Genomic DNA, 26,444 nt, shown 5'->3' on the forward strand with positions numbered 1-26,444 from the left:
CGCTCCCGGCCCGGGGGTCCGTCCCGACTCCCGGCCCGGGGGGGGGTGCGTCCCAGCTCCCGGCCCGGGGGTGCGTCCGGGCTCCCGGCCGGGGAGGTCCCCCTGCGCGGAAACTCCCCTCAGCTGTGAGCGGTCCAGTGGCCGGGGCGGCCGACCGATTCCGGGAGCCGGGTGCCGGCGCTGCCGCGGGCCGCGTCGAGCTGCGGCTGGGTGAGGAAGAGGACACCGGTCAGATCGGCGTCGGTGAGGTCGGCGTCCCGGAGGTCTGCGCCGATCAGATCGGCGCCGCGCAGATCCGCCCCGGTCAGATCGGCGGCGATGAGCAGCGCCCCGCGCAGGCTCACACCGCGCAGGTCGGCGCCCTTGAGGCGGGCGCCCATCAGATCCGCACCGCGCCGGTCCTTCTTCCTGGCCCCGCCGGCGCTCGCGCGCATGAGTTCGCTGGCCCGCAGGAGCAGTTCGCCGGCCTTCTGCCGGTGCGGGCCCACATCCAGCGCGGCCAGTTCCTCCGGGGTCTGCCGGCTGAGGCGCTCGGTCGCGGAGATCAGGCGCCGGATGTCGTCGTGCACCGGACGCGCCGCGGGGAGCGTCAAGGCCTCGCCCAGGTACCGGAGCAGTTCGTGGAGGTGGCGCACGACGGGGAACACGTCGAACATCTGCCGGGCGCGCTCCTCGGACCCCGAGCGCCAGTCCTCGCCGCCGAAGATCACCTGGGAGACGTGCTGCCCGGCGCCGAAGCAGTCGTAGACCGTGCAGCCCGTGAAGCCCGTCCGCCGCAGCCGGGTGTGGATGCCGCACCGGGAGTCGCTCCGCAGATTCGGGCAGGGCTCGCCCGCGCCCTTGTCGATCGCGAAGTCGGCCGAGCGGGCGAAGGGCAGGGCGACGCAGCACAGCCCGAAACACCGGTCGCAGTCGGCTCGCAGTTCGGATCGTGGGTCGGGGGAGGTGCTGCCGTACTCGTGCATGATCTCCAGCCTACTCAGCCCGGACGTACCCTGAACCGAGCCGACTTGACGTCCCCGACCCCGCGCCGGGTGTTCCTCGCCCTCCCCGTCCGGATGTTCCGCGGCGGCACCGGGTATCGAGACCGCCATGGACTCCACAGCGCTCCCCGGCCTCCCCGCCCCTCCCCCGATGGGCGCGAGCGCCCTGCCCGCCGGGACGTACGACGGCTCGCTGGTGCTGGTCACCGGTGGCGGTACCGGACTCGGGTGGGCGATCGCGGCGGAGTTCGCCCGGCTGGGCGCCGATCTTCTGATCGTCAGCCGCCGTGAGCGGCATCTGGCCCCCGCCCGTGCGGAGTTGGCGAAGCTGGGCACCCGGGTCAGGTCCGCGGTCTGTGACATCCGGGATCCGAAGCGCGTCTGCGAGGTGTTCGACGGATGCGCGCTGCCCGACGTACTGGTCAACAACGCGGCCGCCAACTTCCCCGTCCCCACCGAGGACATGTCTCCGAACGCCTGGCAGGCGGTCGTCGACATCACCCTCACGGGAACGTTTCTGATGACCCGTGAGTTCGGGCGACGGCATCTGGCCGCGGGCACGCCCGGGTCGGTCATCGACGTCGGCGCGTCCTACGCCTGGACCGGCGGCCCCGGTTTCGCGCACAGCGCGGCGGCCAAGGCCGGCGTGGAGAGCCTCGTGCGGACCCTGGCCGTCGAGTGGGGACCGTACGGCATCCAGGTCAACGGTCTGGTACCGGGGCTGATGCCGCACGAGGACATGACGGAGGACATCCGCGAGAACCTGGCCCGGGCCGCGGACGCCGAGGGCGACCGTGACGGCCGGGACGGGGACAGCCACGCTCGGGACGGGGTGTCCGACGCGCTCGGCCGGCGGCAGCCGGCCCTCCGTGTCGGCGCACCCCGTGAACTCGGCTGGGCCGCCACCTTCCTCGCGTCTCCCTACGCCCGCTTCATCACCGGTCACACCCTGGTGGTCGACGGCGCCAACTGGCAGCGCAGGGATCTGGTCACCCCGCCGGTCACGCCGGTGCGGGACCAGCTGGGGCGTGGTCCCTTCACCGGCTGACCGTCACTCCCCCGGCTTCGCCCCACCGAGATCGAGACGGGCGAGCCGTTCGGGGTCGGCCAGGATGTACATCGCGACGATCCTGCCGTCGGCGACGGTGACACCCATGACCGACTGCGGCCGGCCGTCCACGATCGCGACGACACCCGCCTCCCCGTTGACCCGGACGAGCCGCGAACTCGCCGCGAACCGGCGGAAGGCCAGCGCCTGCCCCGCCACCGCCTCGGCGCCGCGCACCAGCTTGGACACGGTCACACCGCCGACCAGCGCGCCCGCGTCGGCGCGCAGCACGACATCGGGATCGAGGACGGCGACGAGCGCCTCGAAGTCCCCGTCGCGTGACGCCGCGAGGAAGGCGTCAAGGACCTCCCGCTGCCGGATGACGTCCCGCTCGGGCTCGGGAGCGGCTCCCTTGACGCGACGGCGTGCCCGGCTGGCGAGCTGACGGGTCGCGGCCGGGTTCCGGCCCACCACGGGCGCGATGTCGTCGAAGGGCACCGCGAACATGTCGTGCAGCACGAACGCGAGCCGCTCGGCGGGCTCCAGGGTCTCCAGGACGACCAGGAGGGCGAGCCCGACCGAGTCGGCCAGCAGCACCTCCTGTTCGGGGTCGATCCGGTCCAGGGTGCTGACGACCGGGTCGGGGACGAAGGTGCCGGAGGGTTCGAGCGGGTCCTCGCGGCGCGCGGCGCGGGAGCGCAGCATGTCCAGGCACACCCGGCCGGTCACGGTGGTCAGCCAGCCGCCCAGGTTCCTGATCTCGTCCGGGTCGGTGCGGCCGAGCTTCAGCCACGTCTCCTGGACGGCATCCTCCGCCTCGCTCAGCGATCCCAGCATCCGGTAGGCCACCGCCCGCAGCCGGCCCCGGTGCTCCTCGAACCTGTCCGCGAGAAGTTCACTGTCGTGCATCGGTCCCCCTGCCTGTCTCGTCGTACACAACAGTGACCGATCAAAACACGTGGGTCACTTGCCCTCGAAGCGGGGCGCGCGGTGGGCGCCCTTGGCCGCGTACCCCTCTCCCGCGTCGTCGGAGGTGAGGGTGAGCGCGGCCGACAGGGCGGTGCGGTCGAGAGCGGCGGTCAGCGGGGCCTCGGCGTAGGCGTCGATGTCGTGCTTGACGGCCTGCACGGCGAGCGGCGCGTTCGCCGCGATCTCCGCGGCGACGGCTCGGGCCGTCTCGTCCAACGCGGCTTCTTCCGTGACGAGTTGGACGAGGTGCAGGCGTTCGGCCGTCGTCGCGTCCAGCCGTCTGCCGGTCAGTGCGAGGAACTTCGCCCACCCGGCGCCCGCCTCGCGGGCGATCCGCAGGTCCCCGCCGGCGTCCACGGCGATCCCCAACTGCGCCTCGGGCAGGGCGAACACGGCGTCGTGGGAGGCGATCCTGATGTCCGCCATCAGCGCGAGCTCGAACCCGAAGCCGAGGCAGTAGCCCTGGACGGCCGCGACGACGGGCTGCGGCAGCCGCGCGAAGGCCGCGAAGCGCTCATGGGCCCAGCGGATGCCCTCGTAATAGGCGCGGGCGCGCTCGGCACCCGAGCGGCCCGTGATCGCGCCGCCGGGGGCACTCACGTCGATCCCCGCGCAGAAGGCGCGCCCCTCGGCCCGCAGGAGCACCGCCCGGACCGACGGGTCGAAGCGGATCCGGTCGGCGACCAGGCCGAGTTGGCGCGTGGACTCCCAGCTCCACGCGTTGAGTTTCGCCGGCCTGCACAGGGTGAGGACGCCGATCCCGTCCTCGACGTCGAGGCGGAGCCGTTCCTCGCCCACCGGGATGTCCGTGCGGGTGGTGTCGATCATGCCTACCCCCTCAGGATTCTGACAGTCCGTCAGAATCCTAGAGGAGGTCGGGCGGCTCAGACGTCGTCGCGCGTGAGCGCCAGCAGCCGGTCCAGGACGCGCGGGCCGCCGGCCCGTACTCCGTCGTGCTCGAACTCGTCGGTCACCCAGGTGCGCAGACCCCGGACGGCGCGGGCGGTGCGCAGGGAGTGGCCGGTGTCGACGTACATGTCGTCGTGGTAGACCGCCGCCGCGACCGGTACCTCGTTCACGGCGAGGCGGGCCGGGTCGTACAGCGGCGCCCAGTCGGTCCGGGCGGCCAGTTCCTCGGCGGTGTCGCGCAGCGGGCGCAGCGCGGGGTCGTTCTCGAACATCCAGGGGTGCACGGACTCGCCGGTGAACAGCAGCGGCCCGTCGTCCGCGAGGGTCTTGGCCGCGTCGAACTGGGGGAACTCGGCGCGCACCCGCTCGGCGGACCAGGCGGTGGGGCGGCCGCCCTGGGCGTAGCAGGCCTCGTGGACGAGCGCGTACAGGGGGTGGCCCGCGTACGACAGAAGCGCCTGGACCTCCTCCTGGAAGGCGTCGGAGAGAGCGGGGCCCTGCGGGGTGCGGACGAAGGCGTCCTCCAGGAGGTAGTGCAGGCGGTGGCTGCCGTCGCTGCCGCCGAGGAGGATGCCGAGCGACTGGAAGGCCTCGGCGGTCAGGCGGTAGCCGCCGCTCAGCACCGGCTCGTGCTGGAGCAGGTACTCCGCGATGCGGCGGGCGCGCTCGACGTCCTGCGGGTAGCGCGCGTAGTGCGCGGCGACCTTGCGCTCGATACGCGGGTAGGCGGCGCGGTAGACGTCGTCGGCGTGCCCGTCGAGGGAGGGCAGGCCGCCGGTGATCACGGCCGCACTCAGGCCCTCGGGGGCGCTGGAGAGGTAGCGCACGGTGCAGAAGCCGCCGAAGCTCTGGCCGAGGACCGTCCAGGGCGCTCCGCCGGTGAGTCCGGGCCGGATGGCCTCGCAGTCCCGGACGATGGAGTCGGCGCGGAAGAGCGCGAGGTAATCGGCCTGCTCGCGGGGGCCGCCGCGCAGCGGCAGCGTCTGCCGGTTGGCGGGCGTGGAGTGCCCGGTGCCGCGCTGGTCGAGCAGCAGGACACGGAAGTCCTTCAGGGCCCGGTCGAGCCAGGCCTGACGGCCGACGAAACGATTCGCCCCAAAACCGGGGCCGCCCTGGAGGTAGACCATCCACGGCAGATTCTGGTGCGCCTTGTCGCTCGCGACGACCTCGCGGGCGAACAGTTCGATGGTCTCGCCCGCCGGTCGGTCGTGGTCGAGAGGCACGGTGAAGCGGTGGTCGGTGAGGACGACACCGGGCTGGCGGTAGCTGACGGTCAACAGGTCTCCCGAGACGTACGGATTCCAGGCTGCATCCCAGTTGAGCACATGTCGCCCGGGCTCCGCGGCCGGGGATCGGGAAAATGAACTGAACAGTGACTCAGCAGTCCGGTGACGGGGAACTGAACCGCTGATCAGCGCGCCGCCAGGCTGGAGTGGCGCACCACCAGTTCCGGCTGGAGCACGACCCGGCGGTGCTCGTGCGGCGCGGACGTGGCCTCCGCGTCGATCTCCTCCAGGAGCAGCTCGGCCGCGAGGGCGCCCATGGTCACGGCCGGCTGGCGCACGGAGGTGAGCGGGACGGCGGCGGCGGCCGCGAACTCGATGTCGTCGTAGCCGACGATCGCGAGGTCGTCGGGCACACCGACGCCGGCCGCGTACATGGCCTGCAGGACACCGAGGGCGAGCAGGTCGTTGGCGCAGAAGACGGCGGTGGGCCGCTCGGCGAGGCCGAGGAGCCGGGCGCCCGCGTCGCGCCCCGCGGCCACGTCGAGGCGCTCGGTGGGCAGCTCGCGCAGGTTCTCCGGGCCGAGGCCCGCCTCGCGCAGGGCGTGCAGAGCGCCCGTACGGCGGTCCCTCACCTGGCTGAGTCCGGGCGGTCCGCTGACGTACGCGATCGAGCGGTGTCCGGCGTCCACGAGGTGCCGGACGGCCAGCGCGCCGCCCGCCACGTCGTCGACCGAGACCGAGCACTCGGTGGTGCCCTCGGCGACCCGGTCGACCAGGACGAAGGGGATGCCGTTGCGGCGGAAGGCCTCGATGTTGCGTCCGCTCGCGTCGGACGGCGTCAGCAGCACCCCGCGCACCCGCTGCTCGGCGAAGAGCGACAGGTAGTCGGCCTCCTCGCTCGGGGACTGGGCGCTGTTGCAGACCATCACCCCGAGTCCGGCCTCCCGCGCGGCGCGCTCGGCGCCCCGGGCGACGTCCACGAAGAACGGGTTGCCCATGTCGAGGACGAGGAGCCCCATGATCCGGCTGCGCCCGGCCCGGAGCTGGCGAGCGGACTCGCTGCGTACATAGCCGAGCCGGTCGATGGCGGACAGGACGCGTGCCCTCGTCTCGGAGGCCACCGAGTCGGGGCGGTTGATCACGTTCGAGACCGTGCCGACGGAGACTCCGGCGGCACGGGCGACGTCCTTGATACCCACCGACTGGGCCATCAGGCGGGAACCTCCGGGAGAAGAGCGAGTAGCGGCGGGCAGACCCTCACATTACCCGCGAGCGGGCCGCGGACAGCGGTCATGAGGGCAGCCGGAAATCGATGACGTGCAGGGCCGAGGGCGTGGTCCCACTGGACTTCTCCTGGTACATCACGGACAGCGTTCCGTCCTGTGGGACGCGTGTCTCGTCGATGACGACCTCGCCGAAGGCGTTCAGGCCGGCGCCGTCGAACAGGAGTTTCCAGTCGGTGTGCCCGGAGGCCTTCGAGGCGGCCGCGATCCGCCCGAACGGCAGGATCGCGTAGGCGTTGTCGTACCGGTCCAGGACCAGTCTGGTGCGCTGGCTGGAGTTCAGGGCGATCGGGATCTCGGTCTTGGTCCAGCCGCCCGAGGAGTTCTTGCGCAGGTGGAAGGCCCGGCCGTTGGCGGTGCGGTCCGTCACGTAGTTGGTGGTGCACTGGCCGAAGCGTCCGGGCACATAGCTGATGATCGCGTGCGGCAGCCCTGCCGAGTCGGTGGCCTGGCTCTCCTGGTTCATCAGGGAGTGGTCAGGGTCGAGGGAGTCGACGACGAGTCCGGCGTCGGTGACGGCGACGGTGCCCGAGGTTCCGGTGGTGCCGACGAGAGTGCCCGCGTCGTTGCGCCAACTGCGGCCCCGGTCGGTGGAATAGACATAGCCGGTGTCGTGGTTGGTGATGCCGCCGGCGTTGCACATCACGGCGGCGTTCTGCTCGCGCCAGGTGAAGAAGGAGTGCAGCCGGCCGTTCACGTCGTAGTCGATCCCGTGCAGGTACATGTTGCGGGCGGTGCTCGATCCGTGCGCGCCGGCGTAGGTCCCGGTGGAGGCGGACCATTCGCCGAGTGCGGTCCAGGACGAACCGTCGTACTCCGCGAGGGCGTTGCGTCCGTTCCCGGAGACGCCGACGCGGTAGCTGAGCTGGAGGCGGCCCTCCGGTGTCGCGACGAACTGCGGATAGGTGAACTGCGTGGTGAGCGCGAGGCCGTCCAGGGAGGTCTGGACGGCCCCGAGGACGGCCGAGGTCCAGGCCGTCGAGGCGGGACTGTCGAGCAGCCCGGCCACCGATTTGACGTAGAAGAAGCCGTCGCTGTGCGAGTCCATGTTCAGGTGCAGCCGGCCGTCGGTCCGGGAGACTCCCATGGAGATGACGTTGTGGGAGTCGTCGCTCTTGAGCTTGTGGCCGAGCGTGATCTTGGACCAGGTGGTGGCGCCGAGCGCGCGGCGGGCGACGACCGCGCTGCGGTCGGCGGTGTACCAGGCCGCGTACTGGTAGCCGCGGTAGGTCAACAGGCCGTTCTTCTGGAACGAGTTGTTGTTGACCAGCCCGTCGTAGGAGACGAAGTAGACGGCCTGGGAGTCGAGTCGGGAAGTGCCGGACTGGGTGACGGAGGGGCCGGGAACGGCCGCTCGCGCCGTCTGCGCGGTGAGGACGGGGCCTGCCACGGCGCCCAGCAGGGCCGTCGTCAGTACGGTGCGTCGTCTCATGTACGGGCTCCTCGATCGGACTGCGGGCGGGTGGATCGGGGCTGTTCGAGCAAGTCGGGCAGGCTGTTCCGGGCGAGGGGGAACACCTCGCCCGTTTCATGCGGGGTGGAACACCTCGGCCGATCACGCGAGGTGGAACACCTCGGTGAGGGGTCTCATGGCCTCGTCGGGTCTGGCGCCGTCCAGCGCGGTGAAGAACGGCGCCATCTCCGTCTGCCAGCGGGCATTGACGTCGGTGGCTTCCATGGCGGCCTGCGCGGCCGCGAAGTCCTCGGTCTCCAGGTAGCCGACCAGCAGGCCGTCCTCGCGCAGGAAGAGCGAGTAGTTGTGCCATCCGGTGGCCGAGAGGGCGTCGAGCATCTCGGGCCACACGGCGGCGTGCCGCTCGCGGTACTCGTCGAGGCGGTCCGCACGGACCTTCAGCAGGAAGCACACACGTTGCATCGATGACCCTCCGGGGCCTGCGAGCCGGACCGGACGGACCGTCACGACGCCGGAGCGTGAGGACGTCGGCGGACCGGCGGTCGGACCGTCAGAAGTTGAACTGGTCGATGTTCTTCGCGTCGAAGACGGTCGGCTTGCCGAGGCTGATCACGCCGTCCTTGCCGATGGTGAAAGAGCCCATGTCGCCGGCCTTGAAGGTCTCGCCCTCCTTGCCGGTGATCTGCCCCGAGGACAGCGCCACGGCCGTACGGGCGGCCAGCTCGCCGAGCTTGGCCGGGTCCCACAGCTCGAAGCCCTCGACGGTGCCGTTCTTGACGTACTTGCGCATGTCGTTGGGGGTACCGAGGCCGGTCAGCTTGACCTTGCCCTTGTACTTGGAGCCGGACAGGTACTGGGCGGCCGCCTTGATGCCGACGGTGGTCGGGGAGATGATCCCGGCGAGCTTGGGGTGCTCCTGGAGCAGGCCCTGGGTCTGCTGGAAGGACTGCTGGGCCTCGTCGTTGCCGTAGGCGACCTTGACCAGCTTCATGTCCTTGTACTTGGGGTCCTTCAGCTCCTCCTTCATGAAGTCGATCCAGGTGTTCTGGTTCGTCGCGGTCTGCCCGGCGGACAGGATCGCGATCTCGCCCTTGTAGCCGATCTGCTCCGCGAGCAGCTGCACCTCGGTGCGGCCCAGGTCCTCGGCGCTCGCCTGCGAGACGAAGGCGTTGCGGCAGTCGGCCTTGGTGTCGGAGTCGTAGGTGACGACCTTGATCTTGTTCGTCATGGCCTGCTTGAGCGCGGTGCACAGGGCGCCCGGGTCCTGCGCGGAGACCGCCATCGCGTCGACCTGCTGCTGGGTGAGCGTGTTGACGTAACTCACCTGGCCGCTGGTGTCGGTGGCGCTGTTGGTGCCGACCTCCTTGTACTTCGAGCCCAGTTCGGTCAGCGCCTTCTCGCCGCCCTTGTCCGCGGAGGTGAAGTACGGGTTGTTGACCGCCTTGGGCAGGAAGCCGACCGTGAGCCCCTTCTTGGTGGCCGCGTTCGGGTCGGCCTTGGCACCCGCGGCGGCGTTGGAGCCGCCCGAGTCCTTGACGTCGTTCTTGGTGGTGCCACCGCACGCGGTGACGGCCAGGGCGAGGGAGGTGACGGCGGCGAGCGCCGCGCAGGTGCGGCGGATCGATGACTTGCGCATGGGTGAGGGTTCCTTTACGAGGGTGAGCGGAGCGGGGTTACGGAATCGGAGTCGGGGCGGCGGCTCTGCGGCCCGCCCTCGCCACGGAGATCTGGCGCCCGACCCGGGGGCCGAGCACGGAGACGACGAGCAGAACGCCGGTGACGACGATCTGCGACTGCGCGGAGACGTTGAGGAGGCTCATCACGTTCTGCAGCGAGCCGAGCAGGAAGACTCCCGCTACGGCGCCGCCGAGCGTGCCCCTGCCGCCGTCGAAGTCGATACCGCCGAGCAGGACGGCGGCCACGACGGACAGTTCGAGCCCGGTGGCGTTGTCGTATCGGGCGCTGGCGTAGTGCAGGGCCCAGAACACGCCGGTCAGGGAGGCCAGGAAGCCGGTCGCGACGAACAGCAGCAGCTTCTGCCGCTTGACCCGGATGCCGGCGAACCGGGCGGCCTCCTCGTTGGCGCCGATCGCGAACGCGGAGCGGCCGAAGGGGGTGGCGTGCAGCACGACCACGGCGACGGCGAGCAGCACCAGGAACAGCGGGAGGGCCTGCGGGACGAAGGTGTCCCCGATGCGTCCGGCCGCGAAGTCCTGGTACTGGGTGGGGAAGTCGGTGACCGCGTCGGAGCCGAGGACGATCTGCGCGATGCCCCGGTAGGCGGCGAGCGTGCCAATGGTGACGGCGAGCGAGGGCAGTCCGAGCCGGGTCACGAGCAGGCCGTTGACGAGCCCGCACACCACGCCGAGCACCAGACAGAGCGGGATGATCGTCTCGATGGCCATGCCCTGGTTCCACAGGGCGCCCATCACCGAGCCGGAGAGCCCGGCCGTGGAGGCGACGGACAGGTCGATCTCGCCGGCCACCACGAGCAGGGTCATGGGCAGGGCGATCAGCGCGATCGGCAGGGTGTTGCCGATCAGGAACGACAGGTTGAGGGCGTTGCCGAAGCCGTCCACGAATGAGAAGGAGAAGAGCAGCAGGACGATGAGGAGGGCGCCGACGACCGTGTCCCAGCGGACGGCGCGCGCGAGAGCGGAGTCAGCCATGGCGGGCGTTCCTCTTCTTCAGTGCGGAGGCCACGCGCAGCGCGACGATCCGGTCGACCGCGATGGCGAGGATGAGCAGGACGCCGTTGATGGCGAGCACCCAGACGGAGCTGACGCCGAGGGCGGGCAGGACGCTGTTGATGGAGGTGAGCAGCAGGGCGCCGAGCGCGGCTCCGTAGACGCTGCCGGAGCCCCCGGTGAAGACGACACCGCCGACCACGACCGCGCTGACGACGGTGAGTTCGTAGCCGTTGCCCGTGCCGGAGTCGACGTTGCCGAACCGGGCGAGATAGAGGGCGCCGGCGAGTCCGGCGAGTCCGCCGCAGACGACGTACGCGGTGAGGATGCGCCCCCGGACCGGGATGCCGGCGAGCCTCGCGGCCTCCGGGTTCGAGCCGAGCGCGTAGAGCTCGCGGCCGCTGCCGAAGTGCTTGAGGTAGTACGCGGCGACCACCAGGACGGCCAGGGCGATCAGGGCGAGATACGGGACCGCCGAGATGCCGCCGGAGCCGAAGTCGACGAAGCCGCCGGGAAGATCGGCCGCCGTGATCTGACGGGAGCCGACCCAGATGGAGTCGATGCCGCGGATGATGTAGAGGGTGCCGAGGGTGACGACGAGGGCGGGCACCTGGCCGAGGCTGACGAGCAGGCCGTTGACCAGTCCGCAGCCGACGCCGAGCAGCACCGCGAGCGACACCGCGACGACGGGGTTGCCGCCGCCCTGCAGACAGGTTCCGGCGGCGAAGGCGCTGATGCCGAGGGTCGAGCCGACCGACAGGTCGACGTTGCGGGTGATGACGACCAGGGACTGGCCGGTGGCGACCAGAACGAGGATGGTCGCGTTCAGCAGCAGGTCCTTGACGCCCTGCTCGGACAGGAACTCGCTGTTGCCCGTCTGGGTGATGGCGATCATCACCAGGAAGACGGCCAGGATGGCGAGTTCGCGCATCTTGAAGACGCGGTCCACCAGCCGGGCGCCGCTCGACCTGGGCACCTCGGTGGCGGGGGCGGGCGTGGGCGCGGTCACCGTCATGCGGCGGCCCTCCGGGGGATGATCGGGGTCATTCGGGCAGCCCTCTCGATGGCTGTCATGCGGCGGCCCTCCCGGTGGCGGCGGCCATCACGGATTCCTCGGTGGCTTCGGAGCGGGGGATCTCGGCGGTGATCCGGCCCTCGTGCATCACGAGCACGCGGTCGGCCATGCCGAGGATCTCGGGCAGATCGGAGGAGATCATCAGGACGGCCACCCCGTCGGCGGCCAACTCGCTGAGCAGGCGGTGCACTTCGGCCTTGGTGCCGACGTCGATGCCACGGGTGGGCTCGTCGACGATCAGCACCTTGGGACCGGTGGCCAGCCACTTGGCGAGGACGACCTTCTGCTGGTTGCCGCCGGAGAGCGTGGCGACGGTGTCGGCGATCCGGGCGTACTTGACCTGGAGCCTGACCGCCCAGTCGAGGGAGCGGCTGCGCTCGGCGCCGCGGTCCATCAGGCCCGCCCTGACCGTCGTGCGCAACCCGGTCAGGCCGATGTTGCGCTCGATGGACATGTTCATCACCAGGCCCTGGGCGCGCCGGTCCTCGGGGACGAGGGCGAGTCCGGCGGCCATGGCGGTGGAGGGGGCGCCGTTCGTCAGCGCGCGGCCGTCGACCTCCACCTCCCCGGCGTCCCAGCGGTCCACGCCGAACACGGAGCGCGCGACCTCGGTGCGGCCCGCGCCGACGAGGCCGGCGAGTCCGACGATCTCGCCGCGCCGGACGTCGAAGGAGACATCGGTGAAGACGCCTTCCCGGGTCAATCGGCGGACGCTCAGGGCGACTTCGCCCGCCTCGACGTCCTGCTTGGGGTAGAGCTCGTCGAGGTCACGGCCGACCATCCGGCGCACCAGGTCGTCCTCCGTCATGCCCTCCAGCGGCTCGCTGGAGATCAGGGCTCCGTCGCGCAGGGTCGTGACGCGCCCGCAGATCTGGAAGATCTCCTCCAGCCGGTGCGAGATGAACAGCACCGCGGAGCCCTGCTCGCGCAGCGCCCGGACCACGCCGAACAGGCGGGCCACCTCGCTGCTGGTGAGGGCGGCGGTCGGCTCGTCCATGATCAGGACGCGGGCGTCGAAGGAGAGCGCCTTGGCGATCTCGACGATCTGCTGGTCGGCGATGGACAGTCCGCGCGCCGGGCGCTCGGGGTCGAGTTCGACGCCGAGGCGCTTCATGAGGGCCGCGGTCGCCGCGCGGGTGGCCTTGTGGTCGATGCGGCCGAGGGCCCGTCGGGGCTGACGGCCCATGAAGATGTTCTCGGCGATGGAGAGGTCGGGGAAGAGCGTGGGCTCCTGGTAGATCACCGCGATGCCCGCGTCGCGGGCGTCGGCGGGGCCGTGGAAGACGGTGGGTTCGCCGTCCAGCAGTACCTGGCCGGCCTCCGGTCGGTGCACGCCGGCGAGCGTCTTGATGAGGGTCGACTTGCCCGCGCCGTTCTCTCCGGCGAGCGCGTGCACCTCGCCGGGGAACAGTTCCAGGGACACGTCCCGCAGGGCGCGCACGGCGCCGAAGGACTTCGAGATGTCCTTCAGCGCCAGCACCGGGGTCGGTCCCGTGTCGGACGGGTGGGTCATGAGGGGCTCCTCGACGACGCCGGCGGGACGGCCCCCACAGCGTCGTGAAAGGTTTCAATTGGGTTGCCGGGACGTTAGGCATGCGACCCAGGTCACGTCAATGGGTTCGTGTCGAAATTCTTCGACTGCCTTGTGTCACAACAGGGTCACGGCAATCGCTCCACGCCGGAGGGGTTGACAGCCCTTCGGGGTGCTCATAGCTTCAGCTTCTGAATCGTTTCAGAGGATGCGTTCAGAAGTCCGCTGAACAGCACGGGCGGACGTCCCGCGGAGCGTCCTTCGGGAAGCGTCCCGGGACACCGCCTCGAACGGTTCAGGAAGCCGTCGGACAAGCCGTCCCCTTCGAAGTCGTAGGAGTCCCGAAGTGACCGAGTTCGCCGCGGTGAAGGCCGCTCTCAAGACCCAGGCCGTCGAGACGCCGTCGTGGGCGTACGGGAACTCGGGGACCCGGTTCAAGGTGTTCGCGCAACCGGGCGTGCCCCGGACCCCCCAGGAGAAGCTGGACGACGCCGCCAAGGTGCACGAGTTCACCGGCGCGGCCCCGACCGTCGCCCTGCACATCCCCTGGGACAGGACCGACGACTACGCGGCGCTCGCCAAGCACGCCGAGGAGCGCGGCCTGAAGCTCGGCGCGATCAACTCCAACACCTTCCAGGACGACGACTACCGGCTCGGCTCCGTCTGCCACCCGGACGCGGCGGTGCGCCGCAAGGCCGTCGGCCACCTGCTCGAATGCGTCGACATCATGGACGCCACGGGTTCGAAGGACCTGAAGCTGTGGTTCGCCGACGGGACGAACTACCCGGGCCAGGACGACCTCCGCGCACGCCAGGACCGGCTGGCGGAGGCTCTGGCGCAGGTCTACGCGCGGCTCGGCGACCACCAGCGGATGCTGCTGGAGTACAAGTTCTTCGAGCCCGCCTTCTACGCGACGGACGTCCCCGACTGGGGCACCGCGTACGCGCACTGCCTCAAGCTCGGCCCCAAGGCGCAGGTCGTGGTCGACACGGGGCACCACGCCCCCGGCACCAACATCGAGTTCATCGTCGCCACGCTGCTGCGCGAGAACAAGCTCGGCGCCTTCGACTTCAACTCCCGCTTCTACGCCGACGACGACCTGATGGTGGGCGCCGCCGACCCCTTCCAGCTCTTCCGGATCATGTACGAGGTGATCCGCGGCGGCGGCTTCACCCCGGACGTCGCCTTCATGCTCGACCAGTGCCACAACATCGAGGCGAAGATCCCGGCGATCATCCGGTCCGTGATGAACGTGCAGGAGGCCACGGCCAAGGCGCTCCTCGTCGACGGTGCCGCGCTCGCCGAGGCTCAGCGGACCGGTGACGTGCTGGCCGCGAACGCGGTGCTGATGGACGCGTACAACACGGACGTACGTCCGCTGCTCGCCGAGGTCCGCTCGGAGCTGGGGCTCGACCCCGACCCGGTGGCCGCGTACCGCCGCTCCGGGTGGGCGGAGCGGATAGCCGCCGAGCGGGTCGGGGGGACCCAGGCGGGGTGGGGGGCCTAGGGCGTGTCCGCAAAGTCGCGTCGTCCGCCCGGAGGGCGGGCCCGGCGGCGTCATGGGGGTCCCCCCTCCTCGAGCGAAGCCGAGAGCTCGGGGGAGCGTGCTCTCGGCGTGCCGGGCGAAGGCCCTCGTACTGGACGTACTTGGGTCTTCGCCCGGTGCGGCGAGTGGGGGTGCCCCCTGCTCGAAGAGCTTGGGGGAGCGTGCCAGGCGTCGCCGGGCAGGCGCGACTTTGCGGACACGACCTAGCCCCTTGCGCAGGGGGCCGCTTCCCGAGGGCGGGTTCCTCGGCGGGACGGCCCGCCGCGCCGCGTCTGCCCCACTCGGTGGTCCGCGGGCCGCGGGAATCGTCGTGGCCGGTCGCGCAGTTCCCCGCGCCCCTGACGGGGCACTGCCCGTCCCTCCTCTTCCGCACGAGCCCGCGCCGCGTCTGCCCCACGGCAATGGTTCCGCGGACCGCGGGTCGTCCTGGGCTGATCGCGCAGTTCCCCGCGCCCCTGAGGGGGCGCTCCTGCTCGGGTTCGTCCCCATTGCACCCACACCCTCTCCTTAAGGACCTGGAACATGGCACCCCATCCCGAAGCCGCCGCTCTGCTGGCCCGGTCGCACCGGCTCGGCGCCGATCCCCGCAACACCAACTACGCGGGCGGCAACGCCTCCGCGAAGGGCACCGACACCGACCCCGTGACCGGCGGTGACGTGGAGCTGATGTGGGTGAAGGGGTCCGGCGGCGACCTCGGCACCCTCACCGAGTCCGGACTCGCGGTACTGCGCCTCGACCGGCTGCGCGCGATGACCGAGGTGTACCCGGGCGTCGACCGCGAGGACGAGATGGTGGCCGCGTTCGACTACTGCCTGCACGGCAAGGGCGGAGCCGCGCCATCGATCGACACAGCGATGCACGGGCTCGTCGACGCCCCGCACGTCGACCATCTGCACCCCGACTCGGGGATCGCGCTCGCCTGCGCGGCCGACGGGGAGAAGCTGACCGCCGAGTGCTTCGGCGACCGTGTGGTGTGGGTTCCGTGGCGCCGGCCCGGCTTCCAGCTCGGGCTGGACATCGCGGCGGTCAAGGAGGCCAACCCGGGGGCCGTCGGCTGTGTCCTGGGCGGCCACGGCATCACCGCGTGGGGTGCCACCGCCGAGGAGTGCGAGCGCAACTCGCTGCACATCATCCGCACCGCCGAGGCCTTCCTCGCCGACCGGGGAAAGGCGGAGCCGTTCGGGCCCGTCGTCGAGGGGTACGAGGCGCTCGACGCGCGGGACCGCCGTGAGCGGGCCGCCGCGCTCGCGCCGCACATCCGGGCCATCGCTTCCCAGGACCGCCCGCAGGTCGGCCACTTCACGGACTCCGAAGAGGTGCTCGACTTCCTCGCCCGCGCCGAGCACCCACGGCTCGCGGCCCTCGGGACCTCGTGCCCGGACCACTTCCTGCGCACCAAGGTCAGGCCGCTCGTGCTCGACCTTCCGCCGGGCGCCTCCCTCGACGAAGCGGTCTCCCGGCTCGCCGAGCTGCACGCCGAGTACCGCGTGGAGTACGCCGCCTACTACGAGCGGCACGCGCTGCCCGACTCCCCCGCGATGCGCGGCGCGGACCCGGCGATCGTGCTGGTCCCCGGGGTCGGCATGTTCTCCTTCGGCAAGGACAAGCAGACGGCACGGGTGGCGGGCGAGTTCTACGTCAACGCGATCAACGTGATGCGCGGTGCCGAGGCCGTCTCGGCGTACGCGCCCATCGAGGAGTCGGAGAAGTTCCGCATCGAGTACTGGGCCCTTGAGGAGGCCAAGCTCCAGCGGATGCCGAAGCCCAAGCCGCTCGCCACCCGCGTCGCCCTGGTGACGGGCGCGGGCAGCGGCATCGGCAGGGCCATCGCCGAGCGGCTGGTGGCCGAAGGGGCGTGCGTGGTGGTCGCCGACCTGAACGCCGAGGGCGCCGAGCGGGTCGCCGCCGAACTGGGCGGTCCCGACAGGGCCGTCGCCGTCGGCGTGGACGTCACCTCCGAGGAGCGGATCGCCGAGGCCTTCGAGGCCGCGGTGCTGGCCTTCGGCGGTGTCGACCTGGTGGTGAACAACGCGGGCATCTCCATCTCCAAGCCGCTCCTGGAGACCACCGCGAAGGACTGGGACCTCCAGCACGACATCATGGCGCGCGGCTCCTTCCTCGTCTCGCGCGAGGCGGCCCGGGTCATGATCGCGCAGAAGCTGGGCGGCGACATCGTCTACATCGCCTCCAAGAACGCGGTCTTCGCCGGCCCGAACAACATCGCCTACTCCGCGACGAAGGCCGACCAGGCCCACCAAGTACGGCTCTTGGCAGCCGAGTTGGGCGCGCACGGCATCCGGGTCAACGGTGTCAACCCGGACGGTGTCGTGCGCGGCTCGGGCATCTTCGCGGGCGGCTGGGGTGCGCAGCGGGCGGCCACGTACGGCATCGAGGAGGAGAAGCTCGGCGAGTTCTACGCCCAGCGGACCATCCTCAAGCGGGAGGTGCTGCCGGAGCATGTCGCGGCCGCCGTGTTCGCCCTGACGGGCGGGGACCTGACGCACACCACGGGGCTCCACATCCCGGTCGACGCCGGCGTCGCCGCCGCTTTCCTGCGATGACGTCGATGAACGCCCCGCACACCTCCGCACCGCGCGCCGCCGCGCGCACCGCCCCGGCGCGTGCCTACGCCGCCGTCGACCTCGGCGCGTCCAGCGGGCGCGTCATGGTCGGCCGCGTCGGCCCGGACACACTCGAACTGACCGAGGCGCATCGCTTCCCGAACCGGCCCGTCCGCGTCCCCGAGGGGCTGCGCTGGGACATCCTCGGGCTGTACGCGGGTGTCCTCGACGGACTGCGCGCGGCCGGGCGGGTCGACTCCGTCGGCATCGACAGCTGGGCGGTGGACTACGGCCTGCTGGACGCCGACGGAGCACTGCTCGGCAACCCGGTGCACTACCGCGACGCCCGCACCGAGGGAGTCGCGGAGAAGGTGTGGGCGAGCGTGCCCGCCGCCGAACTGTACGCGGCCACGGGGCTCCAGTACGCGCCCTTCAACACCCTGTACCAGCTCACGGCGGCCCGCTCCTCCGCCCAACTCGCTTCGGCGAAGCACCTGTTGCTCGTACCCGACCTGCTGGCGTACTGGCTCACGGGTGAGATGGGCACCGAGCTCACCAACGCCTCCACCACACAGTTGATCGATCCGAGGACCCGCGACTGGTCGTACGGCCTGGCGGAACGACTCGGCATCGACCTGCGGCTGTTCCCGCCGCTGCGCCGTCCCGGCGACCCGGCCGGGACCCTGCTGCCGCGCGTGCTGGAGGAGACCGGAACGGCCGGCCCGGTGCCGGTGACGACGGTCGGTTCGCACGACACGGCCTCGGCGGTGGCCGCCGTTCCCGCGACCGGGGAGCGGTTCGCCTACATCTGCACCGGCACCTGGTCCCTGGCGGGCCTGGAGCTGGACGCCCCCGTCCTCACCGAGGCGAGCCGTGCCGCCAACTTCACCAACGAACTGGGCCTGGACGGCACGGTCCGCTATCTGCGCAACATCATGGGCCTGTGGCTTCTCCAGGAGTGCGTACGGGAGTGGGGCGACCCCGATCTGGGTGAACTCCTCGCGGCCGCCGCCCAGGTGGCGCCGCTGCGGTCCGTCGTGGACGCGGGCGACGCGGCGTTCCTCGCGCCGGGCCGGATGCCGTCGCGGATCGCGGACGCCTGCCGGGCCTCGGGGCAGCCGGTGCCCGAGTCCCGCGCCGAGATCACCCGCTGCATCCTCGACTCCCTCGCGCTCGCGCACCGCCGGGCGATCGAGCAGGCGCAGTCCCTCGCCGGACATCCGGTCGACGTCGTGCACATCGTCGGCGGCGGCACCCGCAACGAGCTGCTGTGCCGGCTCACCGCCGACGCCTGCGGGCTGCCGGTCGTGGCGGGCCCGGCGGAGGCGGCCGCGCTCGGCAACGTCCTCGTCCAGGCGCGGGCACACGGACAGGTCGGCGACCGTGCCGAGATGCGCGAGCTGGTGGCGCGCACCCAGCCGCTGCGCCGCTACGAGCCACGGGGCGACACGGCGGCCTGGCGCGCGGCCGAGGCGAGGCTCGGCACACCGTGAGGCACCGAGGGTGAAACGCCCATGAAGCGGACACCGCCGCGTACCCTGCAACCGTCCACGACCGACCCCGAGGAGCCGCGATGCGCGTCGCCCTGTTCCTGACCTGTGTCAACGACACGCTGTATCCGGACACCGGCCGCGCCGTCGTGGACCTGCTGACCCGGCTGGGTGTCGACGTCGATTTCCCGATGGGGCAGACCTGTTGCGGCCAGGCGCACTACAACACCGGCTACCGCCATGAGGCCGAGCCGCTCGCCCGGCGTTTCGCCGAGGTGTTCGGGGAGTACGAGGCGATCGTGACGCCGTCCGGGTCGTGCGGGGCGATGGTGCGGGAGCTGTATCCGCGGATGGGCGAACGGGCCCGCGCGGAAGGACGCGGCGACACCCTGGCCAGGACACTGGCCCCGGTCGTGCCGAGGACGTACGAGCTCACCGAGTTCCTGGTCGACGTCCTCGGTGTGACGGACGTCGGCGCGTACTACCCGCACACCGTGACCTATCACCCCACCTGTCACGGGCTGCGCGGTCTGGGGCTCGGCGACCGGCCGCTCCGACTGCTCAGGGCTGTCAGGGGACTTGAGCTGCGGGAGCTGCCCGGCGCCGAGGAGTGCTGCGGCTTCGGCGGCACCTTCGCCCTCAAGAACTCCGACGTCTCCGCGGCGATGGGCGCCGACAAGGTGCGCAACGCCGAGTCGACGGGCGCCGAGGTGCTGTGCGCCGCGGACAACTCGTGTCTGATGCACATCGGCGGCACGATGGGCCGCCTGAGGACGGGGATGCGGCCCGTGCACATCGCGGAGATCCTGGCGAGCACGGAAGCGGGCACGGAAACAGGCAAAGGCGCGGGCAAGGACGCGGGCCCGGAAGTCGGCGAGAACACGAGGACGACAGAGGAGCCGAGCGCATGAGCGGAACGTTCGTGGGCATGCCGGCCTTCCCGAAGGCGGCGCACGAGGCCGTCAACAACCCGACCCTGCGCGGCAATCTGCGCCACGCCACCCACACCATCCGCACCAAGCGCGCCAAGGCCGTCGCCGAGGTCTCCGACTGGGCGGAACTGCGCGAGGCCGGCAAGCGGATCAAGGATCACACGCTCCGCCATCTCGACGGCTATCTGGTGCGGTTGGAGGAGTCGGTGACCGCGGCCGGTGGAGTCGTGCACTGGGCCGCCGACGCCGAGGAGGCCAACCGGATCGTCACGGAACTGGTGAAGGCGACCGGCGAGCGCGAGGTCGTCAAGGTCAAGTCGATGGCCACGCAGGAGATCGGGCTCAACGAGGCGCTGGAGGCCGCGGGCATCCACGCGTACGAGACCGATCTCGCCGAACTCATCGTGCAGTTGGGCAAGGACCGGCCGTCGCACATCCTCGTCCCGGCGATCCACCGCAACCGCGGCGAGATCCGTGACATCTTCGTCCGCGAGATGGGTGCCTGGGGCCGGGCGGCACCCGAGGGACTCACCGACACGCCCGCCGAACTGGCCGAGGCGGCGCGCCTGCATCTGCGCGAGAAGTTCCTGCGCGCCAAAGTCGGCGTCTCCGGCGCCAACTTCATGGTCGCCGAGACCGGCACCCTGGTCGTCGTGGAGTCGGAGGGCAACGGCCGGATGTGCCTGACGCTCCCCGAGACCCTGATCTCGGTCGTCGGCATCGAGAAGATCGTTCCGACCTGGCGGGACCTGGAGGTGTTCCTCCAGACCCTGCCGCGCTCCTCGACGGCCGAGCGCATGAACCCGTACACCTCGATGTGGACGGGCACGACGGACGGGGACGGCCCGCGGGCCTTCCATCTGGTCCTGCTGGACAACGGCCGCACCGACACGCTCGCCGACGAGGTCGGACGCCAGGCGCTGCGCTGCATCCGCTGCTCGGCGTGTCTCAACGTCTGCCCGGTGTACGAGCGGGCGGGCGGCCACGCCTACGGCTCGGTCTACCCCGGCCCGATCGGCGCGATCCTCAGTCCGCAGCTCCGGGGCACCGCGAGCGAGATCGACGCCTCCCTGCCGTACGCCTCCTCGCTGTGCGGCGCCTGCTACGACGTCTGTCCGGTCGCGATCGACATCCCGGAAGTCCTCGTCCACCTGCGGGAACGGATCGCGCAGGGCGGGCGGGCGACCCGGGACGGCAACACGGTCGTACTGAAGCCGGCCAAGGGACACGCCGCCGAGCGGGCGGCGATGCGGGCGGCGCGCTGGGCGTTCAGTCACCCCGGCGCGCTGGGCGCCGGGCAGCGGCTGGCGTCCCGGACCCGCCGCTTCCACCCGCGGACCCTGCCGGGCCCCGGCCGGGCGTGGAGCGGGACCCGTGATCTGCCCGCGGTCCCGGCGGAGTCGTTCCGCGAGTGGTGGCAGCGTACGCGCGGCGGAAAGGACACGACGAAGTGAGCAGCAGGGATCTGATCCTCGGCCGGGTGCGGCGGGCCCTCGCGGACGTCCCCCGGGACGACACTCCCCCCGTACCTGAACAGCCTGGGAAGGACCTCCGGTACGAGCAGGCCGTCGACCGGAGATATCTGCGCGAGCACGGTTCGCGGAGCCTCTCGGAGACGGTGGACCTGCTCGCGGAGAACCTCGCGGACTACCGGGCGATCGTGCACCGCGCCACCGAGGACGAACTGCCCTACGTCGTAAAGCGGTTGCTCGCCGCACGCGGATCCCGGTCCGTGCTCGTGCCGCCCGGGCTCCCACCCGCGTGGATGTCGGCGGCGGATCCGACTCAGGTCCACGACCGTGCCGTGAGCACGCCCCGTGAACTCGACGAGGTGGAGAGCGTGGTGACCGGCTGCGCCCTCGCCGTCGCCGAGACCGGCACGATCGTCCTCGACGGCGGCGCGGACCAGGGCCGCCGCCGGATCACCCTGATCCCAGACCACCACATCTGTGTCGTCCGGGTCCCCGACCAGGTGGTGGCCTCCGTCCCCCAGGCCATGGAACGCCTGGACCCGACACGCCCATTGACCTGGATCTCGGGCCCGTCCGCCACCAGTGACATCGAACTGGACCGGGTGGAGGGGGTGCACGGTCCGCGCACGCTGGAGGTGGTGCTGGTCGGGGAAGCGTGACGGACGAGCCGCGCCGGGGGGGCGGCGAACCCCGCGCGACCTCCTTTCGTATCACCGGGATCATGGGGCTGACCAGGCACTCCGTCGGGCCGTTCAGGTTGTGTTCAGGCTCGTCGTGACTCCTGGCAAGTCCTGCTCCGGAAGCGTCCAAGCCATGGCAAAGACCCCTGTGGCAGGGACTGCCGGGCGTGTCATCGTGCGGCGCATGAGCACCGAGCACCTCAACCTCACCCGCCCCTCTCCAGCCGTCCCGCCCGCCGCCGTCCTGGCGAGCAAGGTCCCGGAAGTCACGTTGTACTTCTGGGTGATCAAGGTGCTGACCACCGGAATGGGTGAGACCGCCTCCGACTTCCTGGCCCAGCGGCTCGGGCCCGTGCCCGCCGTGGGGCTCGGCGGGCTGGCTCTCGCGGCCTCGCTGGCGCTCCAGTTCGCCGTACGCCGTTACGTGGCCTGGGTCTACTGGACGGCGATCGTCATGGTCAGCGTGTTCGGCACGATGGCCGCGGATGTCCTCCACGTCGGCCTCGGCGTTCCGTACGTGATCTCCACGCCGCTCTTCCTGGCCGCGCTGGGCGCCGTGTTCGCCGTCTGGTACGGCAGCGAGCGCACGCTCTCCATCCACAGCATCCGCACCCGCCGCCGCGAGGTCTTCTACTGGGCCACCGTTCTCGCCACCTTCGCGCTCGGCACCGCGGCCGGGGACCTCTCCGCCACCGTCGGCCTCGGCTACCTGGGCTCGGCCGTCCTGTACGCGGTCGCCATCGCGGTCCCGGCGATCGCGCACCGCCGGGGCTCCTTGAACGCGGTCGCCGCCTTCTGGACCGCGTACGTCATCACGCGCCCGCTCGGGGCGTCGGTCGCCGACTGGATGGCACTCGGCCACGCGCGCGGCGGTCTCGCGCTCGGCCTCGGCCCGGTCACCGCCGCCTGGACCGTCGCGATCGTCGGCCTCGTCGCCTACCTGGCCCTGTCCCGGCGCGATGTCCAGGACGACTCGGTGGGCGCGGTCCCGACCGTCTGACCCGACAAGACACACAGGACTGCGCGCCGCACTCTCCTCCCTCCCCGTCGCGCGAGCCCGGTCGCATACGCGGCACCCGAACGGTGTCGCGCGACCGGGCCCGCCGCATCCATGGCGTCACCTCTCCCGCCCGGAACCGGAAGCGTCCACGAAGCCACCCGTGGCCCCATGAGTACCTCGAGAAGAACGTCCTGCTGGCGTCGCTGAGGAGAGATTCCCGATCGTCGGTGGGCGGGAGCGAAGTCGGTTCGCTCAGCGCCAGGATGATCGGACGCAGCATTGCGCCAGCCTCTGCTGCGTTGTCTGTGCTGTGCTTCTCCATGGCTCCCGCAGCACGGGCAAGTAGATCGGCAAGTTGGACCGATGCAGAGTCGTGAGAGCCTTCCCACGGCTTCAGTCAGCCACCAACCACCACGCCCGCGGATCAACAGTGAGTCAGCTTCACCCGTCGCTGTCCTTCTTCCAGACCACCACTTGGACTTCGGTCTTTCCTCCCGCACCTCGCACCCACATCAACCCTCACCACGCGTTTGTCACATGACCAGGCGGCCGGAGCCCACGGATCCGCCCGGCCCGCAACACCCGTGAGCACGCCTGTTCCCCGGCCGCGTCCACGCCGCTCTCCCGCCCTTCCTTCTCCTTCACGCAGCCAGGGGCAAAGCGGTCGCAATGGGGATGTCAGAGCCCCGACCACGGCCTCACGGAGGAGGTGACCTGCACGGATTCCGTGATGTGGGCAATCCTCGCGCAAGAGAAGTCGTAAGAGATCTCGCAGGAGATGTGGCAAGAGTTGGGGCAAGAGATGGTGCCGCGAGGCGTACCTGCGGTGCGGTTCGAACGGCAACTCCGCCGGGCCGTGGCATCGGTGTACTGCTCTGATCGACGTCCGGGACGAACTCAGCCAGGTCCGCGCGGATCTGGGGACGCTCTTCCCGCATGTGCGGTGATCGACCGAACCGCTGGATAGAGGGGAGATACGCGAGAACCCCTGGCGGAAGTCATCCCGCTCCTCCCTCGGGCTGGGATCCCGAGGATGCGGCGGATCTCGCCCGACTGCTGTCGAGGCAGCGCGAACGCGCGGCGCTGATTGTCACCCGCGCGTACTGGAGCGGCCGCGCTCCGGGCGGTGTCTCAGTCCCGGGGCGCGACTCAAGCTCACGAGTGCAGGACGGTCGACGCCACCAGTCGGACACCGCCCGAGTCCCGTGCCCATCCCGCGACATCCGATGCAGGACCCGATCACCCACAAGCAAGTCGCGGTCGGGGAAGCCGGCGGGTGCGGCCGTTCCATTCCCCGCGGACCAGCGCATGCGCTCCTCGGATTGCGCAGGCGGTAGGCCACAGATCCCTTGCTGCGCAGTCCCACCGCAGCGCCGTCCGCCACGGTCCTGCCCCTCGATGGTCAAGCGGACGAACCACAGGATGGTCCTCCCCCATGGTCAAGCCCTCCGCCGGCTCATCTCTGCGCTTCCACGCGCGAGCCCGACTACGCAACTCTGCCGCACAGCCAACCGCAGGCTGGAACGAATGCCACCACAGCACGTCGACAACATCCGCAAACGACTACGCAGCTTTCCCTTCCCGGTGCGCACTGCGCAGGCAGGCTGCGCAAACACGCTGCGCAACAAGAAGGCGGCTGCAACTGCGCAACGGTCTGCGCAGTGCGGTGTCTGATCCTGTTCACGGCTCGACGTCATCTGCGCGCCATGGAGAACGACTTACCCACGCAGAGGCTCCTGACCGCACGGCGCCAGGTTCAAGACCAGCTGGTTCTGTGCTTGCGGTGGTACCAGATCCACCGCAACTACGGGAGGCTCAATTGCCCTCACCTGAAGACGTCCGCATCACGCTCTACATCGTAGACACGACCACCCCGACCACGGAATCGACCACCAGGTGCATCACATTCCGGTACCTCCCCGACCACGGTTTCCCACCCCCGACCACAGCCCCCACCACAGCAGGTCAACGCCCTGCCGGACCCCTCGATGTCCACGAGAAATGGAGCGTTTTCCAACCTCATACTGATGCGTGGTGAAGGACGAGGACGGCCTTCACCACGTTGGTGATGCGGTTGGTGCTGCAGCGGAGCTTCCGCAGGAGGCGCCAGCCCTTGAGGGTGGCCATGGCCCGCTCGCCGAGGCAGCGGATCTTGGCGTGGGTGGTGTTGTGGCGGCGTTTCCATCGCTTGAGGCGGCGGCCCCGGAACGGGACTCGGACGGTTCCGCCGGCGCCTTGATACGCCTTGTCTGCCCAGCACTTGAGTCCGGCATCGGCGAGGGCTTCGATGATGCCGTGCTGTCGTGCGGCGGTCAGGTCGTGAGTCGAGCCGGGCAGCGCCGGTGAGGCCCAGAGCAGCCGTCCGAACGGATCAGTGAGGACCTGGACGTTCATGCCGTGGCGTTTGTGTTTCCCGGAGTAGTACGGGTGTCGGCGGCGATGCGGTCGATCGGGAGCAGGGTGCCGTCGAGGATGACGAACGCCTTCGCCCGGATCGTCCTCATCGCCTCGGCCAGGGACGGGGCGAGGGCGGACAGGGCCTCGACGGCTTCACGTATGTAGCGGTAGACGGTCGCGATCCCGATGCCGAACCCGGCGGCGAGCTGGGCGTAGGTGTCACCGCATCGCAAGTGGGCCAGGGCGAGCAGGGCCTGACGTGCCGCGGGAAGGCGCCGCCAGCGTGTCCCGATCTCCTGCCGCCTGGCTGCGAGTTGCCCGGTCAGGAACCGCAAGGTGCGGCTGGACAGATCAATCGAGGACGGGTAGACAAGCACGCGAAGCTCCTGGCAGACACGGGTGATCTTGGTCGAGAACCCGTCTACCAGGAGCTTCGTCGTTGCGCAGGACCGTCCAACTCCCGGTCAGCAACGCCAGCTTGGAAAAGGCTCACTGAAATGGCGCGCGAACTCCCCGTGCTGGCGCAATACAGAAGCGACAGCGACTGCTGATTCCCCACTCAGCGACTCCAACCACGATCTGACCTTCTTTTGTGCGGACCACTGGTCCCACGCGGCATCCCAAATACACATGGTATCTGTAGCATCCTCAAGAAGATCCCAATGACGTCGCTTCGAAGCATAGGAGGCGACCTCACAGAGCCACATCACTACTGCTGCGGCTTCGCTGAACTGCACTCTTCGAATGCCATCTCCATCAACGTGGCTAGCCAATGCACGTAGGATAACGTGAGCTTAAGGCACGTCCCGCGCCAGGGCTCGACCGGCTTGGCTCGCGTCAAGTTGAATCAACACCTCGACGTACAGGGCATAGTCCTCAGTGTGATCCGTGAGGTGAGCAAGAAGGGTGTCAGTAGCATTCTTGTCGCCCTTATTTGCAGCCTCGATCAACGAGGTAGCATGGGTTATCGGATCCACCGACTCCTCGGCAAACTCTCCCGCTATCAGGGACATTAGATCAAGAATGCTCTGAGGCCGCAGCATGGGTTCTTGATTGGTCGTTCGCTTTACTATGTTGCGCCAAGGACCGGGGTCCGGGGGAAGCAACGGCAGATTGGCCCTCGACTCTTGCCCAGTGAGAGCCCAAGCGATCACCCTGCCGATGCTGTAGATATCGCCAGCAAAGGTGGCCCCTACACCAGCACCTCAACACCCGGAGCTATGGAACCCGGCGCCCTCCC

Annotated in this window: 19 protein-coding genes and 1 pseudogene; 8 read left to right on the forward strand and 12 right to left on the reverse strand. The window is 70.4% G+C overall.

All coding sequences use genetic code 11. The annotated features are described in order from the left end of the window. Positions 1–119: 119 nt before the first annotated feature. Entirely contained in the window at positions 120–965 is an 846-nt protein-coding gene (locus OG780_RS05805; protein ID WP_328445354.1) for a pentapeptide repeat-containing protein, read from the reverse strand. A 127-nt stretch (positions 966–1,092) separates the two neighbouring features. Between OG780_RS05805 and OG780_RS05810 the strand changes: the two genes are divergently transcribed. Next, a complete protein-coding gene (locus OG780_RS05810; protein ID WP_328445355.1) occupies positions 1,093–2,031 on the forward strand; it encodes an SDR family oxidoreductase in 939 nt (312 codons plus the stop codon). Positions 2,032–2,034: 3 nt separating this feature from the next. Here OG780_RS05810 and sigJ read toward each other — a convergent pair whose 3' ends face one another. The 10 genes from sigJ to OG780_RS05860 all read right to left on the reverse strand — a co-directional run bounded on the left by sigJ (position 2,035) and on the right by OG780_RS05860 (position 13,107). After that, a complete protein-coding gene (gene sigJ, locus OG780_RS05815; RefSeq protein WP_328445357.1) occupies positions 2,035–2,940 on the reverse strand; it encodes an RNA polymerase sigma factor SigJ in 906 nt (301 codons plus the stop codon). 54 nt (positions 2,941–2,994) lie between these two features. Continuing rightward, positions 2,995–3,828, reverse strand: coding sequence for an enoyl-CoA hydratase/isomerase family protein (locus tag OG780_RS05820; RefSeq protein WP_328445359.1), 834 nt, complete (start codon positions 3,826–3,828; stop codon positions 2,995–2,997). A 56-nt stretch (positions 3,829–3,884) separates the two neighbouring features. Next, complete coding sequence (locus OG780_RS05825; RefSeq protein ID WP_328445361.1) at positions 3,885–5,186, reverse strand: alpha/beta fold hydrolase; 1,302 nt, start codon at positions 5,184–5,186, stop codon at positions 3,885–3,887. 134 nt (positions 5,187–5,320) lie between these two features. After that, positions 5,321–6,346, reverse strand: coding sequence for a LacI family DNA-binding transcriptional regulator (locus OG780_RS05830; protein WP_326784074.1), 1,026 nt, complete (start codon positions 6,344–6,346; stop codon positions 5,321–5,323). Between the two features lie 79 nt (positions 6,347–6,425). Continuing rightward, positions 6,426–7,850, reverse strand: coding sequence for a BNR repeat-containing protein (locus tag OG780_RS05835; protein WP_328445364.1), 1,425 nt, complete (start codon positions 7,848–7,850; stop codon positions 6,426–6,428). Positions 7,851–7,973: 123 nt separating this feature from the next. After that, a complete protein-coding gene (locus OG780_RS05840) occupies positions 7,974–8,294 on the reverse strand; it encodes an L-rhamnose mutarotase (protein ID WP_326784076.1) in 321 nt (106 codons plus the stop codon). Positions 8,295–8,382: 88 nt separating this feature from the next. Further along, on the reverse strand, positions 8,383–9,468 hold the full coding sequence (rhaS, locus tag OG780_RS05845) for a rhamnose ABC transporter substrate-binding protein (RefSeq protein ID WP_328445365.1): 1,086 nt from the start codon (positions 9,466–9,468) through the stop codon (positions 8,383–8,385). A 37-nt stretch (positions 9,469–9,505) separates the two neighbouring features. Beyond that, on the reverse strand, positions 9,506–10,501 hold the full coding sequence (locus OG780_RS05850; protein ID WP_328445367.1) for an ABC transporter permease: 996 nt from the start codon (positions 10,499–10,501) through the stop codon (positions 9,506–9,508). After that, positions 10,494–11,534, reverse strand: coding sequence for an ABC transporter permease (locus OG780_RS05855; protein ID WP_328445369.1), 1,041 nt, complete (start codon positions 11,532–11,534; stop codon positions 10,494–10,496). The genes OG780_RS05850 and OG780_RS05855 overlap by 8 nt, the downstream gene beginning before the upstream one ends. Positions 11,535–11,589: 55 nt before the next feature. Continuing rightward, positions 11,590–13,107, reverse strand: coding sequence for a sugar ABC transporter ATP-binding protein (locus OG780_RS05860; RefSeq protein ID WP_328445371.1), 1,518 nt, complete (start codon positions 13,105–13,107; stop codon positions 11,590–11,592). Positions 13,108–13,471: 364 nt separating this feature from the next. On the opposite strand from OG780_RS05860, the gene rhaI reads away from it, so the two are divergent. The 7 genes from rhaI to OG780_RS05895 all read left to right on the forward strand — a co-directional run bounded on the left by rhaI (position 13,472) and on the right by OG780_RS05895 (position 22,807). Then, positions 13,472–14,632, forward strand: a complete 1,161-nt coding sequence (rhaI, locus tag OG780_RS05865; protein WP_328445373.1) for an L-rhamnose isomerase — start codon at positions 13,472–13,474, stop codon at positions 14,630–14,632. 561 nt (positions 14,633–15,193) lie between these two features. Continuing rightward, the gene (locus tag OG780_RS05870; protein ID WP_328445375.1) at positions 15,194–17,233 is read left to right on the forward strand and encodes a bifunctional aldolase/short-chain dehydrogenase; all 2,040 of its coding nucleotides are present in this window, start codon (positions 15,194–15,196) and stop codon (positions 17,231–17,233) included. A gap of 5 nt (positions 17,234–17,238) precedes the next feature. Then, the gene (locus tag OG780_RS05875) at positions 17,239–18,726 is read left to right on the forward strand and encodes a rhamnulokinase (RefSeq protein ID WP_328445378.1); all 1,488 of its coding nucleotides are present in this window, start codon (positions 17,239–17,241) and stop codon (positions 18,724–18,726) included. Between the two features lie 80 nt (positions 18,727–18,806). Then, positions 18,807–19,634: a (Fe-S)-binding protein gene (locus OG780_RS05880; RefSeq protein ID WP_328445380.1), complete on the forward strand. Its 828-nt coding sequence runs from the start codon at positions 18,807–18,809 to the stop codon at positions 19,632–19,634. Then, positions 19,631–21,109 carry a LutB/LldF family L-lactate oxidation iron-sulfur protein gene (locus OG780_RS05885; RefSeq protein WP_328445383.1) on the forward strand — a complete coding sequence of 493 codons (1,479 nt, stop codon included), beginning with the start codon at positions 19,631–19,633 and terminating at the stop codon, positions 21,107–21,109. Before OG780_RS05880 ends, OG780_RS05885 begins: the two co-directional genes overlap by 4 nt. Further along, positions 21,106–21,786, forward strand: a complete 681-nt coding sequence (locus OG780_RS05890) for a LutC/YkgG family protein (RefSeq protein ID WP_328445385.1) — start codon at positions 21,106–21,108, stop codon at positions 21,784–21,786. Before OG780_RS05885 ends, OG780_RS05890 begins: the two co-directional genes overlap by 4 nt. A gap of 205 nt (positions 21,787–21,991) precedes the next feature. Then, the gene (locus tag OG780_RS05895) at positions 21,992–22,807 is read left to right on the forward strand and encodes a COG4705 family protein (protein ID WP_328445388.1); all 816 of its coding nucleotides are present in this window, start codon (positions 21,992–21,994) and stop codon (positions 22,805–22,807) included. 2,019 nt (positions 22,808–24,826) lie between these two features. Here OG780_RS05895 and OG780_RS05900 read toward each other — a convergent pair. After that, positions 24,827–25,581, reverse strand: a pseudogene (locus OG780_RS05900) (transposase family protein). Between the last annotated feature and the right edge of the window lie 863 nt (positions 25,582–26,444).

Origin of the sequence: Streptomyces sp. NBC_00386 (assembly GCF_036063235.1) — a bacterium.
Classification (GTDB): Bacteria; Actinomycetota; Actinomycetes; order Streptomycetales; family Streptomycetaceae; genus Streptomyces.

Excerpts from the sequence above, each read along its gene's own strand:
- OG780_RS05895 (WP_328445388.1), top strand. The coding sequence starts at position 21,992 with ATGAGCACCGAGCACCTCAACCTCACCCGCCCCTCTCCAGCCGTCCCG.
- OG780_RS05835 (WP_328445364.1), bottom strand. The coding sequence starts at position 7,850 with ATGAGACGACGCACCGTACTGACGACGGCCCTGCTGGGCGCCGTGGCA.
- OG780_RS05885 (WP_328445383.1), top strand. The coding sequence starts at position 19,631 with ATGAGCGGAACGTTCGTGGGCATGCCGGCCTTCCCGAAGGCGGCGCAC.
- OG780_RS05810 (WP_328445355.1), top strand. The coding sequence starts at position 1,093 with ATGGACTCCACAGCGCTCCCCGGCCTCCCCGCCCCTCCCCCGATGGGC.
- OG780_RS05860 (WP_328445371.1), bottom strand. The coding sequence starts at position 13,107 with ATGACCCACCCGTCCGACACGGGACCGACCCCGGTGCTGGCGCTGAAG.
- sigJ (WP_328445357.1), bottom strand. The coding sequence starts at position 2,940 with ATGCACGACAGTGAACTTCTCGCGGACAGGTTCGAGGAGCACCGGGGC.
- OG780_RS05855 (WP_328445369.1), bottom strand. The coding sequence starts at position 11,534 with ATGACGGTGACCGCGCCCACGCCCGCCCCCGCCACCGAGGTGCCCAGG.
- OG780_RS05840 (WP_326784076.1), bottom strand. The coding sequence starts at position 8,294 with ATGCAACGTGTGTGCTTCCTGCTGAAGGTCCGTGCGGACCGCCTCGAC.
- OG780_RS05830 (WP_326784074.1), bottom strand. The coding sequence starts at position 6,346 with ATGGCCCAGTCGGTGGGTATCAAGGACGTCGCCCGTGCCGCCGGAGTC.
- OG780_RS05875 (WP_328445378.1), top strand. The coding sequence starts at position 17,239 with ATGAACGCCCCGCACACCTCCGCACCGCGCGCCGCCGCGCGCACCGCC.
- rhaS (WP_328445365.1), bottom strand. The coding sequence starts at position 9,468 with ATGCGCAAGTCATCGATCCGCCGCACCTGCGCGGCGCTCGCCGCCGTC.
- OG780_RS05820 (WP_328445359.1), bottom strand. The coding sequence starts at position 3,828 with ATGATCGACACCACCCGCACGGACATCCCGGTGGGCGAGGAACGGCTC.
- OG780_RS05880 (WP_328445380.1), top strand. The coding sequence starts at position 18,807 with ATGCGCGTCGCCCTGTTCCTGACCTGTGTCAACGACACGCTGTATCCG.
- OG780_RS05850 (WP_328445367.1), bottom strand. The coding sequence starts at position 10,501 with ATGGCTGACTCCGCTCTCGCGCGCGCCGTCCGCTGGGACACGGTCGTC.
- OG780_RS05870 (WP_328445375.1), top strand. The coding sequence starts at position 15,194 with ATGGCACCCCATCCCGAAGCCGCCGCTCTGCTGGCCCGGTCGCACCGG.
- OG780_RS05805 (WP_328445354.1), bottom strand. The coding sequence starts at position 965 with ATGCACGAGTACGGCAGCACCTCCCCCGACCCACGATCCGAACTGCGA.